15 protein-coding genes, 1 tRNA gene and 1 pseudogene are annotated in these 14,657 nt (G+C 61.6%); 5 read left to right on the top strand and 12 right to left on the bottom strand.

What is annotated here, in order from left to right; all coding sequences use genetic code 11:
* Positions 1 to 49: 49 nt before the first annotated feature.
* The 10 genes from EC86_RS30535 to pstS form a co-directional block, all read right to left on the bottom strand.
* Positions 50 to 280: a transposase gene (locus EC86_RS30535; protein WP_029525149.1), complete on the bottom strand. Its 231-nt coding sequence runs from the start codon at positions 278 to 280 to the stop codon at positions 50 to 52.
* Positions 281 to 528: 248 nt separating this feature from the next.
* Complete coding sequence (gene phaR / locus EC86_RS0108025) at positions 529 to 1,017, bottom strand: polyhydroxyalkanoate synthesis repressor PhaR (protein WP_156955395.1); 489 nt, start codon at positions 1,015 to 1,017, stop codon at positions 529 to 531.
* 274 nt (positions 1,018 to 1,291) lie between these two features.
* Positions 1,292 to 1,636: a hypothetical protein gene (locus EC86_RS26000; protein WP_036771978.1), complete on the bottom strand. Its 345-nt coding sequence runs from the start codon at positions 1,634 to 1,636 to the stop codon at positions 1,292 to 1,294.
* Between the two features lie 67 nt (positions 1,637 to 1,703).
* Complete coding sequence (phoR, locus tag EC86_RS0108035) at positions 1,704 to 3,050, bottom strand: phosphate regulon sensor histidine kinase PhoR (RefSeq protein ID WP_029525151.1); 1,347 nt, start codon at positions 3,048 to 3,050, stop codon at positions 1,704 to 1,706.
* Positions 3,047 to 3,772 carry a phosphate regulon transcriptional regulator PhoB gene (gene phoB, locus EC86_RS0108040; protein ID WP_029525152.1) on the bottom strand — a complete coding sequence of 242 codons (726 nt, stop codon included), beginning with the start codon at positions 3,770 to 3,772 and terminating at the stop codon, positions 3,047 to 3,049. Before phoB ends, phoR begins: the two co-directional genes overlap by 4 nt.
* Positions 3,773 to 3,776: 4 nt before the next feature.
* Positions 3,777 to 4,481, bottom strand: coding sequence for a phosphate signaling complex protein PhoU (phoU, locus tag EC86_RS0108045; RefSeq protein ID WP_029525153.1), 705 nt, complete (start codon positions 4,479 to 4,481; stop codon positions 3,777 to 3,779).
* Positions 4,482 to 4,504: 23 nt separating this feature from the next.
* Positions 4,505 to 5,284 carry a phosphate ABC transporter ATP-binding protein PstB gene (pstB, locus tag EC86_RS0108050; RefSeq protein WP_029525154.1) on the bottom strand — a complete coding sequence of 260 codons (780 nt, stop codon included), beginning with the start codon at positions 5,282 to 5,284 and terminating at the stop codon, positions 4,505 to 4,507.
* A 17-nt stretch (positions 5,285 to 5,301) separates the two neighbouring features.
* Positions 5,302 to 6,174: a phosphate ABC transporter permease PstA gene (gene pstA / locus EC86_RS0108055; RefSeq protein WP_029525155.1), complete on the bottom strand. Its 873-nt coding sequence runs from the start codon at positions 6,172 to 6,174 to the stop codon at positions 5,302 to 5,304.
* On the bottom strand, positions 6,171 to 7,136 hold the full coding sequence (gene pstC / locus EC86_RS0108060; protein WP_232229841.1) for a phosphate ABC transporter permease subunit PstC: 966 nt from the start codon (positions 7,134 to 7,136) through the stop codon (positions 6,171 to 6,173). Before pstC ends, pstA begins: the two co-directional genes overlap by 4 nt.
* 115 nt (positions 7,137 to 7,251) lie before the next feature.
* Positions 7,252 to 8,295, bottom strand: coding sequence for a phosphate ABC transporter substrate-binding protein PstS (pstS, locus tag EC86_RS0108065; RefSeq protein ID WP_029525157.1), 1,044 nt, complete (start codon positions 8,293 to 8,295; stop codon positions 7,252 to 7,254).
* Positions 8,296 to 8,507: 212 nt separating this feature from the next.
* Between pstS and EC86_RS0108070 the strand changes: the two genes are divergently transcribed.
* The 5 genes and pseudogenes from EC86_RS0108070 to EC86_RS0108090 all read left to right on the top strand — a co-directional run bounded on the left by EC86_RS0108070 (position 8,508) and on the right by EC86_RS0108090 (position 12,048).
* Complete coding sequence (locus tag EC86_RS0108070; protein ID WP_029525158.1) at positions 8,508 to 8,999, top strand: fasciclin domain-containing protein; 492 nt, start codon at positions 8,508 to 8,510, stop codon at positions 8,997 to 8,999.
* A 126-nt stretch (positions 9,000 to 9,125) separates the two neighbouring features.
* A complete protein-coding gene (locus tag EC86_RS0108075; protein ID WP_029525159.1) occupies positions 9,126 to 10,274 on the top strand; it encodes an ABC transporter substrate-binding protein in 1,149 nt (382 codons plus the stop codon).
* Positions 10,275 to 10,356: 82 nt separating this feature from the next.
* Positions 10,357 to 10,636 (top strand): annotated as a pseudogene (locus tag EC86_RS0108080) (exopolyphosphatase); the annotation flags it as partial.
* A 340-nt stretch (positions 10,637 to 10,976) separates the two neighbouring features.
* Entirely contained in the window at positions 10,977 to 11,510 is a 534-nt protein-coding gene (locus tag EC86_RS0108085) for a helix-turn-helix domain-containing protein (RefSeq protein WP_029524030.1), read from the top strand.
* Positions 11,437 to 12,048, top strand: coding sequence for an IS630 family transposase (locus tag EC86_RS0108090; RefSeq protein WP_198026741.1), 612 nt, complete (start codon positions 11,437 to 11,439; stop codon positions 12,046 to 12,048). Before EC86_RS0108085 ends, EC86_RS0108090 begins: the two co-directional genes overlap by 74 nt.
* Before the next feature lie 169 nt (positions 12,049 to 12,217).
* On the opposite strand, the gene EC86_RS0108095 is transcribed toward EC86_RS0108090, so the two are convergent.
* Both EC86_RS0108095 and EC86_RS0108100 read right to left on the bottom strand, forming a co-directional pair.
* A tRNA-Val gene (locus EC86_RS0108095) sits at positions 12,218 to 12,294 on the bottom strand.
* Between the two features lie 78 nt (positions 12,295 to 12,372).
* On the bottom strand, positions 12,373 to 14,643 hold the full coding sequence (locus EC86_RS0108100; RefSeq protein ID WP_029525161.1) for a RelA/SpoT family protein: 2,271 nt from the start codon (positions 14,641 to 14,643) through the stop codon (positions 12,373 to 12,375).
* Positions 14,644 to 14,657 lie beyond the last annotated feature (14 nt).

Below are 14,657 nucleotides of genomic sequence, written 5' to 3' on the forward strand. Positions count from 1 at the left end.
GTGTCGTCCCGAAACCAGGATTAGCAGCACGGGCGCTGTAATGCAGCAATCACCCAGCAGCGCTGCGGCTGTTCGCCGCGCTGCTGGATTTTCTGGTCAATATAGTCCTCACCGCGTGTGAGGATGAATCCGTCCTGATGCCGGCCTGCAGCAGGCCGTACAGCACGCCCTTGGGCACGCCGCCAAATGCTTCAAAGGCCCTCTCGTGACAGGCCGCAAGCGTTTGCACTTTCACGTTGCGGACGAACTCGGCGTAGCTGGCGCGGCTGAATCCCGGCATCGTACAAAAGGCGTACTGCGGGTTAACCCCTTTCCTGAACCGGGCCCAGCCCACGTCCCCAGCAATTTACCTCGGATTGAACCCGTGTTTTTAAGTAACCCGAGTTCCACAAACCCCTTTTTGGTTATCACGGCTACCCCAAAGGTGGCCATCTTCTCAGTCAGCCCGATGCAATTCAAAAGCGAATGGCCTGCCAGGCAAGCCAACGCATGAGCTCGGTTAATGGTGGGCGCAATCCTGGGGCAAGGTCACTTCAATCCCAATGCCGCGAGCATCTGCTCGCTCTGCTTTTGCATTTGCTCCTGCATTTGCGTAAAAACATTCTTTGATTGCTCGACGTAAGCGCCCATCATGCCTTGCATCATGGGCGACTTTGCATTCATGAACTGCGCCCACATTTCCGGGCTCAGGCCCTTGGACTGCTCTGCCATCTTCAACTGCAGGTCCATGAAACTCTGCACATTCTTTTCAAGGTACGCCCCCATAAAGCTCTGCATCGCATCGCCGTAGAAGCGGATGATGTTGGACAGCACAGCTTCGGTAAACATGGGTGCGCCGCCAGCCTCTTCTTCAAGAATGATCTGAAGCAAAATGCTGCGCGTGAGGTCTTCATTGGTTTTGGCATCCCGCACGACAAAGTGCGTACTGCTCATGACCAGGCGGCGTACTTCGGCAAGGGTGATGTAGGCAGACGTTTCGGTGTCATAGAGGCGCCGGTTCGGGTACTTTTTGATAATGCGTACGGGTTCGACGCTATCGACAACTGTTTTTTTGCTTGCGCTGCCGGAACTGGCACTCGCGGACGGAACGCCTTCGATTGAAGGCGAAACGGTTTGCGGACTAACGGGCTTGTTGCTATGCAATGATGACTCCAGGAAATAACGACTACCTGCCTTATTGGGGCGGGGTTCGATACATTCTAGGAATGTCTTGATCTACGCAATTTTTTAAGTTTATCTTTCACCAATGTTTTCCCCTGCAGGGGGCTGAACATTGAAAAAGAAAACCAATTCAGAAAAATTGGCAGGCGCGATTGGACTCGAAACGTCCCCCGTGGCAGGCTACATTGGGGGCGAGAGTACCACGAATGCCCCCCAATGCCTCTGTTTTCTCCCTGAATGGCCTCGAGAATGGACCCCAAAACCCATCCCATGCCACATCGAGCGCCAAGCGCAGGTTGCCGGTCCAGTACATGTGCAGCGCGTGGCTGCGGCGTCCGGGTTTATGGGGGTTGTAGCTGGCCTGCACGCATTCTTGCTTGCCGTACAACGGCTTGATGGTCGTGCCGATATCCACTATCCAGGCCGGCCCACTGAGCAATACAGGGCTAAAAATCAAGTCGGGCGTTCTCAACAAGGCAAGGATTAGTTTTTTCCTGTACTTGAAAGTTCACCAAATACCATCCCGTTGTCAATCTGCATGCTTATGCAGCTTGTGAAACAGCACGTACCCTTGCCGCAGGAAAAGTGACTGAAAAGCACGAACCCTGCCCCACCTGGCTCTTGATCCTCAGTTCAGCGCCATGCCGCTGGGCCACATGCTTGACGATGGCCAGCCCCAGGCCGGTGCCGCCGGTCTCGCGTGAGCGGCTGCGGTCCACTCGGTAAAACCGCTCCGTCAGCCGGGGCAAGTGTTCGGCCGCAATGCCTGGGCCCGAATCCCTGACGCAGAGCTCTCCCCGTCCATCTTCAAGCCGTGCCCAACTTACGCGAATCAGGCCAGCCTGCGGCGTGTAGCGCACTGCATTGGTCACCAGATTAGACAGGGCGCTGCAGATCTCCCTCTGGATGCCAGCGATCTCACATGCAGGGCCGGCATCGAACACCAGTTGATGGCCCCGAGGCGAGATCACGCTGGACAATGCCCGGGCCTCCTGCTCGCACTGGGCGAACAGCGACGCCGTGGGCGTCCACTCGTGGGCGCCGGGCAGCGGGCTGCCTTCCAACCGTGACAATGTCAGCAAATCTTCCACCAGCGTCTGCATGCGCTGCGACTGCTGCGCCATCAGCGCCAGGTATCGGTCGCGGTCAGGCTTTTTGAGGGGCAGGTTCTGCAGTGTCTCGATGAAGCCGGCCACCACTGTCAGCGGCGTGCGGATTTCGTGCGACACATTGGCGACAAAATCGCGCCGCATGGCCTCGGCTTGCTCCAGCGCGGTGATGTCGCGCGACAGCAGCAGTTTTTTTTCCTTGCCGTATCGGTGAACATGCACCGACAGCTTCACGGGCCGGGCTGGCGTGTTGAAGTTGCCCGGTATCACGACTTCCTGCGAGAAACTGGCCGCAGCCATGTAGGCATTGAAGGCCGGGTCGCGCACCAGGTTGGCGATGTGCTGCTGCAGGTCGCGCCGGGCATCGAAACCGAAATGCTGGGCGGCGGTCTGGTTGCACCATTCGATGCGCCCCTCGTCGTCCAGCAGCACCACGCCATTGGGCGAAGCCTGCAAGGCCTCCAGGAATTCATCCAGCCTGGCCTGGCTTTCGCGGTACTGCTCGTGGCGGTTTTTCAGCAGGCGACGCACGCGGTCGGCTGCCTCGCCCCAGACGCCCGGCAACCGCGGCTGCGGACCGGCCATCAGCACCGGCGTTTCATTGCTTTGCTCCGAGCGCAGCCAATTCAAAAGCCGCCGCGCATAAAAGCTGTCCGCGAGCTGCCAGGCAGTGGCGCCGGTCAGCAATCCCCAGGCCATGCCTTCGTGGGAAGCAAGCCACCAACCGATGGCGCCGCCCGACAGCGAGAAGGCGGCACAAACGATCCAGCGGCCGATCATGACTCCGGCGATGCCGCGGCGGCAGGGGTTTTTGCCATCATGCCGGTCAGCCGGTAGCCCGCGCCCCGGACGGTTTCCACCATCGCGCCGGCCGGCCCCAGGGCTTCGCGCAGGCGCTTGACATGCACATCGACCGTGCGTTCCTCGATGAACACATGGTCGCCCCAGACCTTATCGAGCAGGCTGGCCCGGCTGTGGACACGCTCCGGATGCTTCATCAGGTAGTGCAGCAGCTTGAACTCGGTCGGCCCCAGCTTGAGTTCCTGGCTTTGCCAGGCAATGCGGTGCGTGGCGGCGTCCAGCACCAGCGCGCCCACGGTCACGCGGTCGCCCGGCGACTCGGGCGCGCGGCGGCGCAGCACGGCGCGGATGCGGGCCAGCAGTTCCTGCGTCGAAAAAGGCTTGGTGATGTAGTCGTCGGCGCCGGCGTCGAGCCCGGCGACCTTGTCGGGCTCGTCGCCACGCGCCGTCAGCATCAGGATGGGAATGCCCTTGGTGCGCTCCTGCTTGCGCCAGTGGCGTGCCAGGCTCAGGCCGCTCTGGCCGGGCAGCATCCAGTCGAGCAGGATCACATCGGGCAGTTCGGCATCGAGTTCGCGCTGGGCCGCCACGCTGTCGTAGGCCAGCACCGGCGTGAAGCCGCCATGCTTGAGGTTGACCTGGATCAGTTCGGCAATGGCCGGCTCGTCCTCGACGATCAATACGCGGGGCAGGTGCTTCATGGGTTCACGACTTGACGGCTGACTCGACCTGCTCCATCGGGCTGTGCCGCACGTCGGCACCCTTGACGATGTAGATGATGAACTCGGCAATGTTCTTGGCATGGTCGCCCACGCGCTCGATGGCCTTGGCGATGAACAGCAGGTCCAGGCTGGACGAGATGGTGCGCGGGTCTTCCATCATGTAGGTGATGAGCTTGCGCACGAAACCATCGAATTCGGCATCGATCAGATCGTCTTCCTTGAGGATGGACACCGCTGCCGCCGTGTCCAGCCGGGCAAAGGCATCAAGCGCCTTGCGCAGCAGCCCCGAGGCCAGGTCGGCGGCAACGCGCAAATCCGACGAAGGTAGCGTGCGCGATGCGCCGTTGTGCATGATCGACTTGACCATGCGCGCGATCTTGGCGGCTTCGTCGCCGGCGCGCTCCAGGTTGGCGGTGGTCTTTGAAATCGCGATCAGCAGGCGCAGGTCGCGCGCCGTCGGCTGGCGCCGGGCAATGATGGACGACAGTTCGCGGTCGATGTCGAGCTCCATGCCATTGACGCGAAGCTCGGTCTCGATGACCTGGTTGGCGCATTCGGCGCTGTACTGCGACAGCGCATGAATCGCCAGCCGCAGCTGCGACTCGACCAGTCCGCCGAGTTCCATCACGCGGGACGAGACGCCATTGAGTTCGCTGTCGAACTGGGTGGATAAATGTTTATCAGGCATGCTATGTGTTCCTTGCGTCTTGCTCAGCCGAAACGGCCGGTGATGTAGTCTTCGGTTTCCTGGCGCTTTGGCTTGAAGAATATCTCTTCGGTGGCGCCGAACTCGACCAGGTCGCCCAGGTACATGTAAGCCGTGTAGTCGCTGCAGCGGGCGGCCTGCTGCATGTTGTGCGTCACGATGACCACGGTGTAGTCGTTTTTCAGCTCGGAAATCAGTTCCTCGATCTTCGCGGTGGAAATCGGATCCAGCGCCGAGCACGGCTCGTCGAGCAGCAGCACTTCGGGCTTGATGGCGATGCCCCGGGCAATGCACAGCCGCTGCTGCTGGCCGCCCGACAGGCTGGAGCCGCTCTGGTTGAGCTTGTCCTTCACCTCGGCCCACAGCGCCGCCTTGCGCAAGGCCCATTCGACCCGCTCGTCCATGTCGGCGGAGTTGAGACTTTCAAACAGCTTCACGCCAAAGGCGATGTTGTCGTAGATCGACATCGGGAACGGCGTCGGCTTCTGGAACACCATGCCGACCTTGGCCCGCAGCAGCGCCACGTCCTCCTTCGACGTGAGCAGATTGGAGCCGTCGAGCATCACTTCGCCCTGCGCGCGCTGCTCGGGGTAAAGCGCGTACATCCGGTTCAGGACGCGCAGCAGCGTCGATTTTCCGCAGCCGGAGGGGCCGATGAAGGCGGTGACCTTGTGCTCGGGAATTTCCAGGTTGATGTTTTTCAGGGCATGAAACTTGCCATAGTAAAAATTCAGGTTCTTGACCGAAATTTTCGATTTTTCGCGAATTGCGCTCAGGGTTTCCATCGTGTGCCTTGTCTTGTTCAGTCTTTTTTGCGCGTCAGCACGCGCGCCAGGATGTTCAGCCCCAGCACCGCCATCGTGATGATGAAGACGCCGGCCCAGGCCAGTTTCTGCCAGTTTTCATATGGGCTCATCGCGAACTTGAAGATCGTCACCGGCAGGCTGGCCATCGGCTCGTTCAGGTTCGAGGTCCAGAACTGGTTGCTCAGCGCGGTAAACAGCAGCGGCGCGGTTTCACCGGCAATGCGCGCCACGGCCAGCAGAATGCCGGTGACCACGCCGGCCCGGGCCGCGCGCAGGGTAACCTGGGTGATGACCTTCCATTTGGGCGCGCCCAGCGCGTAGGCAGCCTCGCGCAGCCCCGGTGGAATCAGCTGCAGCATGTTCTCGGTGGTGCGGATCACCACCGGTATCACGATCAGGGCCAGCGCCATGACGCCGGCCCAGCCCGAAAAGGAATGAAAGCGCGACACCACGACCGTGTAGACAAACAGGCCGATGACGATGGACGGCGCCGACAGCAGGATGTCGTTGACAAAGCGCGTGACCGACGCCAGAGCGCCCTTGGTGTTGTACTCGGCCAGGTAGATGCCGGCCATGATGCCAATCGGCGTGCCGACAAAGGTCGAGAGCAGCACCATCAGGAACGAGCCGTAAATCGCATTGGCAATGCCGCCATCCTCGTTGGGCGCCGGCGTCATTTCGGTAAAAGCGGCCAGGGTGATGCCGCCGATGCCCAGCCTGACGGTTTCCCACAATATCCAGAATAGCCAGAACAGGCCAAAGCCCATGGCCCCCAGAGACAGCACCAGGGCCACCTGATTGACCCGCTTGCGCTGGGCAAACCGCGCCAGGCGCGCGGCCTGCGCCGGTTTTTGCATGACGGCGCTCATGTCTTGGCTCCTTCATTCTTCTGCAACTGCGACAGCAGCAGCTTGGACAGCGACAGCACCACGAAGGTGATGAAGAACAGCACCAGCCCCAGGTAGATCAGCGACGCCTGGTGCAGGCCCTCGCCGGCTTCAGCAAACTCGTTGGCCAGTGCCGACGTGATGCTGTTGGCCGCCTGGAACAGGCTCAGGGAGTCAAGCTGGTTGAAGTTGCCGATGACAAACGTCACCGCCATGGTTTCGCCCAGCGCCCGGCCCAGCCCCAGCATGATGCCGCCCATGACGCCGGCCTTGGTGTAGGGAAGCACCACCTTGGACACCACTTCCCAGGTCGTGGCGCCCAGGCCATAGGCCGACTCCTTGAGCAGCACCGGCGTGACCTCGAACACATCGCGCATCACCGAGGCAATGAACGGGATGATCATGATCGCCAGGATGATCCCGGCCGACAGGATGCCGATGCCGACCGGCGGGCCTGAAAACAGCGCCCCCAGGTAAGGCACGTCGCTGAAGGCGTTTTGCAGCGGCTGCTGCACATAGGTGGCCAGGATGGGGCCGAACACCAGCAGGCCCCACATGCCGTAAACAATCGATGGCACGGCCGCCAGCAATTCAATGGCCGTTCCCAGCGGACGCTTGAGCCAGGCTGGCGACAGCTCGGTCAGGAACAGCGCAATGCCGAAGCTCACCGGCACGGCGATGAGCAGCGCAATGAAGGACGTGGCCAGCGTGCCGTAGATCATCACCAGCCCGCCGTACTCGTTCTGCACCGGGTCCCAGACGCTGCTGGTCAGGAAACCCAGGCCGTACTTGCTGATGGCCGGCCAGGCGCCAATCACCAGCGACACCAAAATGGCAAACAGCAGGGCCAGCGTGATCAATGCGGCGCCCAGCGCCGCCCAGCCAAAAATCTGGTCGGGCAGCGGGCTTCGCTTCAAAGGTCTGACGGGGGGAGGATTGGTCATGGCACGTCCGGTCGCTGTTGCCGGAAACTCCAAAGCGGCCCGGCTTGCCGGAAGTGTAGAGGACACGAAATAAACCCCTGTGATGGTGAAGCTGCGAAGCGCGTTTTAAGGCCGCTTATTTGTAGGCGATGGCCTTGCCCGACGTGTCCTTCACCTCGGCCCAGGATTTTTCAATGACGCCCTTCACGCTGTCAGGCATGGGCACATAGTCGAGTGCGGCGGCGGTCTGGTCGCCGTTTTTATAGGCCCATTCGAAGAACTTGAGCGACGAAGCGGCCTGGGCCGGCTTGTCCTGCGCCTTGTGCATCAGGATGAAGGTGGCGCCGGTCAGGGGCCAGGCGTCCTTGCCGGGCTGCTCGGTCAGGATCTGGTAGAAGCTCTTGGCCCACTGGGCGCCCGCAGCGGCGGCCTTGAACGAGGTGTCATCGGGCGAGACAAAATTGCCGTCGGCATTTTTCATCTGCGCAAACGTCAGCTTGTTCTGCTTGATGTAGGCATATTCCAGGTAGCCAATCGAATTGGGCAGCCGGCCGACGAAAGCGGCGACGCCTTCGTTGCCCTTGCCGCCGGCACCGACCGGCCAGTTGACTGCCGTGCCTTCGCCGACCTTGGTTTTCCACTCGGCGTTGACCTTGCTCAGGTAGTTGGTGAAGATGAAGCTGGTGCCCGAACCGTCGGCGCGGCGCACCGGCGCGATGGCGGCGTCAGGCAAAGGCACGCCGGGGTTCAGGGCCTTGAGGGCCGGGTCGTTCCAGTTGGTGATCTTGCCCAGGTAGATGTCACCCAGCACCTGCCCGGTCAATTTCAGCTGGCCGGGCGCAATGCCCTTGATGTTGACCACGGGAACCACGCCGCCAATCACGGTGGGGAACTGCATCAGGCCCTTCTTGGCCAGTTCGTCATCTTTGAGCGGCATGTCGGACGCGCCGAAGTCCACGGTCTTGGCCTCGATCTGGCGAAGGCCGGCACCCGAGCCAACCGACTGGTAGTTGATCTTGATGTTGGTAGCCTTGTTGTAGTCGGCAGCCCACTTCGAATACAGGGGCGCGGGGAAGGTGGCGCCTGCGCCGGTCACATTCTGCGCGGCCGAGAATGCGGCAAACGACATCAGGGCAGCGCCCATGGTCAGGGTCACAGAAGCTTTGAGAGTCGATTTCATCAGAACACCTTTGCAGTTGGTAAGAAAGATGTCGCCACTGTAGAAGCCTTGTGTGACAAAGTTGTGACAGCCCGGCAGCGCCTGGAACCCGACGCCAACGCCGGACAGTGTCATGAAACTGTCAAATTTCCGTCACCAATCGGTCATATGGCCCCTCTACGCTTGCGGCTGTCTTATCTACCCGCCGTTTCCAGCCACCCCGGAGAATTCTTATGCTCAAGCGTCATTTTGTTGTTGTTCTTGCCACCGCTGTCACTGCTGCCGTGGTTGCCGGCTGCGCCACCGGCCCGCGTCCGGTTTCTGTCGCCGACACCCTGGCAGCACAAGCCCAGTTGTCCACGCTGAACAGCCTGGTGGCCAAGGCCGGGCTGACCGACACGCTCAAGTCAGGCGGCCCTTTCACTGTATTCGCCCCCACCAACGAAGCCTTTGCCAAGGTGCCGGCCAAGACGCTGGAAACGCTGGCCAGCGACCCGGCCCAGCTCAAGGCGGTGCTGGGCTACCACGTCCTTCCCGTCAAGCTGATGGCGGCCGACGTGAAAAATGGCAACAGCAAAACGCTCAATGGCGCCAACGTGGCGCTGTCCAAAGCCGGCAACTTCGTGACGGTGGAAGACGCGCTGGTGCAGACCCCCGATATCCTGGCGACCAATGGCGTCGTGCATGTCGTGGACAGCGTCCTGCTGCCCCCGGTCAGCCGCTGAACGCAGCCGCGCCTTCCATCATGCGAATTCATGGTGATTTATGGCTTTTGCGCTTGATGGCCGAGCGCTTCCAGCTATTTAATTGATAGCAATTTATTGCCTGTCCCTGTCCACTGGAAAACCACCATGCCCCTGCCCCCTTCCCTTATCAAGCGCCGCCAATGGCTGCAGCGCGCCGGCTGGCTGACGGCGGGCGCCACCGCGCCCGGCTGGGCACAGCCCGGCAAGGCGGCGTCCGCGGCGAACAGCCTGGTGGTGGCGCAGCTGGTGGATTTTTCCGGCGCCCAGCAGGATGTGTCCAAGGACTTTTTGATCGGCTCGCGCGCGGCCTGGCAAGACATCAATGCACGCGGCGGCATTCGCGGCCGGCAGGTCATGCATCTGGCGCTGGAAACCGACGGCACTGCGGCCAGCGTGCGCACGGCCCTGAATGAAGCCCTGGCAAACCCGGCCTGCCTGGTGCTGTCCGGCAGCGTCGGCGATCCGCTCGCCAGCCAGATCGCCACGCTGTCGCGCCAGGGCGGGCTGAACATCGCCCATGCCGCGCCGTGGCTGCAAAACGCCAGCCTTGAACTGGACGACAAGACGTTTCCGATTTTCGCCGCGCGCCAGGAACAGATCGCCCATGCGCTCAACACCCTGACGGTCATGGGCGTGAAAGTGCTGGGCGCCGTGTATGCCAGCGCACGGGAGCATGCGGCCTACCACCTCGAAGTCGAACGCATCGCCGCCAGCATGCAACTTCAGTTGCAGTCTTTCCAGGGCAGCGGCGATGTGCGCCTGCTCGGCCAGAAACTCACGTCGGGCACGCCCGCGGTGCTGCTGTTCGTGGGCGGCACGCCGGAACTGGCGCAGTTCACCCAGGGGCTGGAAAAGCAGGCGCGCCAGCGCTACATCGTCGCGCTGGCCGATGTGAACCTGCAAACCCTGCTGCAGATGGGCGCGGCGCGCAACACGCCGGTGATTGCCACCCAGCCGGTGCCGATGGTCAATTCGGCCTTGTCGGTGGTGCGGCAGTACCGCGAAACGCTGGCGCGGCTGTTCGACGAGGCCCCCACGCCGCTGAGCCTGGCTGGCTTCATTGCTGCCCGCTACACGTTCGAGGTGCTCAATGCGGTGGACGGTGGACTGACGCGCCAGAGCGTGCTGGCCGGCTTTCAGCAGCGCGCCAGCCTGAACATTGGTGGTTTTCGCGTCGCCTTCAACAACCAGCGCCGAAGCGGCGGCTATGTGACGCAAAGCATGATGACGCTGGACGGCCGGCTGATTGGCTGACGACCTGATCCCCGCGCCCGTGGCCCGGCTGAAAGTGGCCGCGCCCGAATGCTATGCTGGCTTTCGAACAAAAAGCCTGAACATGCAAAACGGAACACTGCTTGCCGCTGTGGACTTGGGGTCCAACAGCTTTCGCCTGGAAATCGGCCGTTTTGACCACGGCAGCATCCACCGCATCGAATACCTCAAGGGAACCATGCGCCATTGCAACGGCCTGGACTCGGACCGCAAACTGTTGCTGGGCACCAGGCAGGCAGCGCGGCTGCGAATGCCTGGCCGAATTCGGCAGGGAGCAGATGCGCGCAGTGGCTACCCGGACCTTGCGCGAAGCCGTCAACCGCGAGGACTTCATCAAGTGCGGCCAAGGCGATCCTGTACAGAGCCATGACACCGGGTCAGCGTGATTGGCATCAAACAGATGGTGAAGCAGATGCTCGCTGGCGATACCGCACTCATGTTGGTACCGATAGCGCAAGAGACGCGGTTAGTTAACTGCACACGCTGCCGCGACACCCGGTATACGTTCGCGGCCATCTGACTGAGGCGGGAATCGCGCCGGCTTGCTTCAGCCCGCGGATGGGCCGCAACTTCGCGAAAATTCTTTTCGAGAAGTATGCGAAGTGATACCAATCCCGACAGACAAAGAACCAAAGCCAGCGATCGGAGTCTGAGACATATTGGCTCTCGCAGGAGGTTACGAAAATGTTATCTCAGCACATCATTGATCAGCTGCAGCCCTATGATTTCGACCGACTGGCCCACAAGGAAAAGGATGGGCGCCGGCGACTGCGCCTGATCGCGCTGGCGCACCTAAAGGACGGCAAGAGCTATACCGAAGTGGCGGCTGCATTGCGCGTGACCCGCCACGCGGTCATGCGCTGGGTGCAATGGTTCCTCGCTGGCGGCGTGGCCCGTCTGGCCGGCATGCCGCATGACTGGAGCACGCAGCGCCTTGCCAAAGCACAGGAGGAAGCGTTTCGCCAGGCGGTCGAGCAACTGCAGGGCGAACGCGGCGGCGGTCGGGTGCGGGGCGAAGACATCCGCCAGTTGCTGGCCGGGCAGTTTGGCGTGGCCTACAGCCTGAACGGTGTGTATGACCTGATGAAGCGCCTGGGGCTGGTATGGATTTCGGCCCGCGCCGTCAGTCCCTACGCCGATCTGGTTGCACAAGCCGAATTCAAAAAAAAACTTCGTCCAGGAAGTCGCCGCAACGCTGCCGCCAGGCGTTGCGCCTGAACAGGTGGACATCTGGTTCCAGGATGAAATGCGCATCGGCCAGCGCGGCACGCAAACGCGCCTGTGGGCGCGCAAGGGAACGCGGCCCCGGGTGGTGCGCCAGCAGCAGTCCGAATCGGCGTACATCTTTGGCGCCGTCTGTCCACGGCAGGACAGTGCCATCGGTCTGGTCATGCCGCACGCCAATACCGAGGCGATGAGCCATCATCTGCAGGTCCTGAGCGAAGCGGTGCCTGCGGGACGCCATGCCGTGCTGGTGCTGGACCGCGCGGGATGGCACACCACGCCCAAACTGCCGCAGTTCCCGAACGTTTCATTGTTGCCGCTGCCAGCGGGGTCGCCCGAGCTCAACCCGGCCGAGCAGGTGTGGGCGCAACTACGCGACCGGCACTTGGCCAACCGCTGCTACGACGGCTACGAGCAGATTGTTGACGCCTGCTGCGACGCCTGGAATGCCTTCACGCAAATCCCTGGCGCCATCCGCTCTTTGTGCTCCCGCAGCTGGGCAGTGCTGCCCTCGGCTTCGGTTATTTCATGACACGGGATTGGTATGAGTTGACGGCGCGGATCGCCGACGGGGAAAATTTGAAGCCGCTTGGGCTGAAAATTTAATATTTTGTTTTTTTGAATGGCCCCGGAATGGACCGGAGACTTTCTTGATTACCACTGCTTTGTAGATTCTTCCTCTGGAAAAGGAAGTAAGCAAGTGGTAGGCGCGATTGGACTCGAACCAACGACCCCCACCATGTCAAGGTGGTGCTCTAACCAGCTGAGCTACGCGCCTAAAGTACTGTTCGAAGCTCGTATTCTAGCAGTGCAAAACACTGGTTTTCAAACCGCCATGAAAATAACTGCAATGAGTTCACCGCCTTCGCGCTGAGCGCACGCCCGCTACATTGCCAACCACACCGAGCACCTGGTGCAGCCGGCCTGACTGAGGCACCTCGACCGTGAAAGTCATCCAGGCGGTTCCTCCACGGTTGTCCTTGACCGACTGGGTCTGCACGCCGATCACGTTCATTTTTTCCTTGGCGAACACTTCTGAAATATCGCGCAGCAGGCCTTGCCGGTCGGCCGCTTCCACCGCGACATCGACCGGGTAGACCGCTCCGTCCGGCGCCTTGGCCGAAGCCCACTCGACTTCGATCACACGTTCAGGGCTGCCGCTGGCCATGTTGCGAAAATTGCTGCAGTCGCTTCGGTGGATGCTCACGCCCTTTCCCTTGGTGACAAATCCGAGGATGACATCCGGAGGCGCAGGCTTGCAGCATTTGGCCAGCTGGGTCAGTAACGAATCCATTCCCACGACCAGCACACTGCCCTGGCTCCCTTTGCCGACGGTGCCAGACTTGTCGGTCAGCCGCGACTTTTTGGCCAGCACAAACTCGTCTGGCGAGAGGACGGGTTCTGCAGGCCTGAGCATGGTTTCAATGGTGCGCAGTGAAAACTCGTCCTTGCCCACCACCTCGAACAGGTCGTCGGCCGTCTTGAAACCCAGCTGGAGCGCCAGATCCTGCAGCCTCATGGCCGTCTTGCCCTCGCGCTGCAGGAGCTTTTCAACCGCTTCCCGGCCTTTTGCCACAGTCTGCTCCATGGCCAGCCCATTGAACCAGGCGCGTACCTTCGATTTGGCACGGTTGCTTGACAGGAAACCGAGTTCCGGATTCAACCAGTCCCGAGATGGCCCACCCTCCTTGGTGGTGATGACTTCAACCGTCTGGCCGTTTTGCAGCGGCGTGTTGAGCGGAACCATGACGCCGTCGATGCGCGCGCCACGGCAGCGGTGGCCCAGGCTCGTGTGGACACTGTAGGCAAAATCAACCGTCGTGGCGCCCTGGGGCAGTTCCACGATAGCGGCGTCGGGCGTCAGCACATAGATGCGGTCTTCGAACAAGCCCTGGTTGGCATCGCGGGCGCGCTGCGCGGCCGGCGCCGACAGTTCCCGCTCCCAGGCCAGCAACTGCCGGAGGACGGCGATCTTGGCGTCGTACTCGCTGCTGGCCGAAACGCCGGCGTAGCCTTTGGTGCCCGCCTCTTTGTAGGCCCAGTGCGCTGCCACGCCATGCTCGGCATGGTCGTGCATGGCCTGCGTGCGAATCTGGATTTCCACGGCGCGCCCGCTTTTCTCGCGGACCACCGTATGCAGCGACTGGTATCCATTGGCCTTGGGCTTGGCAATGTAGTCATCGAACTCACCGTCTATCGGTTCAAAACATGAATGCACAAAACCCAGGGCGGCATAGCAGCCCTTCACATCGGCGGCGATCACGCGCATCGCCCGGATGTCAAACACCTGGTCAAAATCGAGCGATTTACCGCGCATTTTCTTGACGATGCTGTAGATGTGCTTGGGCCGGCCCTGCACCAGCGCGGCAATGCCGTTGCGGTTCAGGTCGCGTTCGAGCTGTGCGCGCAGCGCTTCCATGAAGACTTCGCGCTCGGTGCGCTTTTCATCGAGCAGCCGGGCAATCTGCCGGTAGGTTTCGGGCTCCAGGTAGCGAAAGGACAGGTCCTCCATCTCCCACTTGATCTGCCAGATGCCCAGGCGGTTGGCCAGCGGTGCGAACACATGCAGCGACTCATGCGCCAAGGCCTTTGGGGCAGCCTGCCGGCTGGCCGCGTAATGGCGCAGGGTCTGCAGGCGAGAAGTCAGGCGCAACATGACCACCCGCAGGTCGCGGGAAAACGCCAGCAGCATCCTGCGCACGTTCTCGGTCTGGGCGGCGGGGTCGTCATGCAAATGGGATTTGCCATCAACCGCGCGCGTCTGCCGCTGCACATAGATCAGCTTGGTGGTTTCCACCGCCAGCGCGGCATAGCTGGCGCCAAAAGCCTTGGCAATCACATCCTGCGGCTTGTTCAGGTGCTGGCAGGCATGCACCAGGTAAGTGGCCGCCTGCATGGCCTCGGAGCCGCCGATGGACTGGAGGATCGCCACCACCGCGTCAGCGTGCGCCAGCACGTTTTCGCCGGTGTCCATCACCTCGCAGGCGATCAGCGGCTCGGCAAAAGCGCGCGCGCGCACCAGCGCGTGCGGCTGATCGGCCAGGCTGTCGGCGGTGGCCATGACGATGGGGGTGGGTGCGTCCGTGGAAGCTGAAAGGATGTGCGTTCCCGCCGCTTTGTTTTTCATGAAATCCCTGTCAC

It is taken from the genome of Polaromonas glacialis (genome assembly GCF_000709345.1).
Lineage (GTDB): Bacteria > Pseudomonadota > Gammaproteobacteria > Burkholderiales > Burkholderiaceae_C > Polaromonas > Polaromonas glacialis.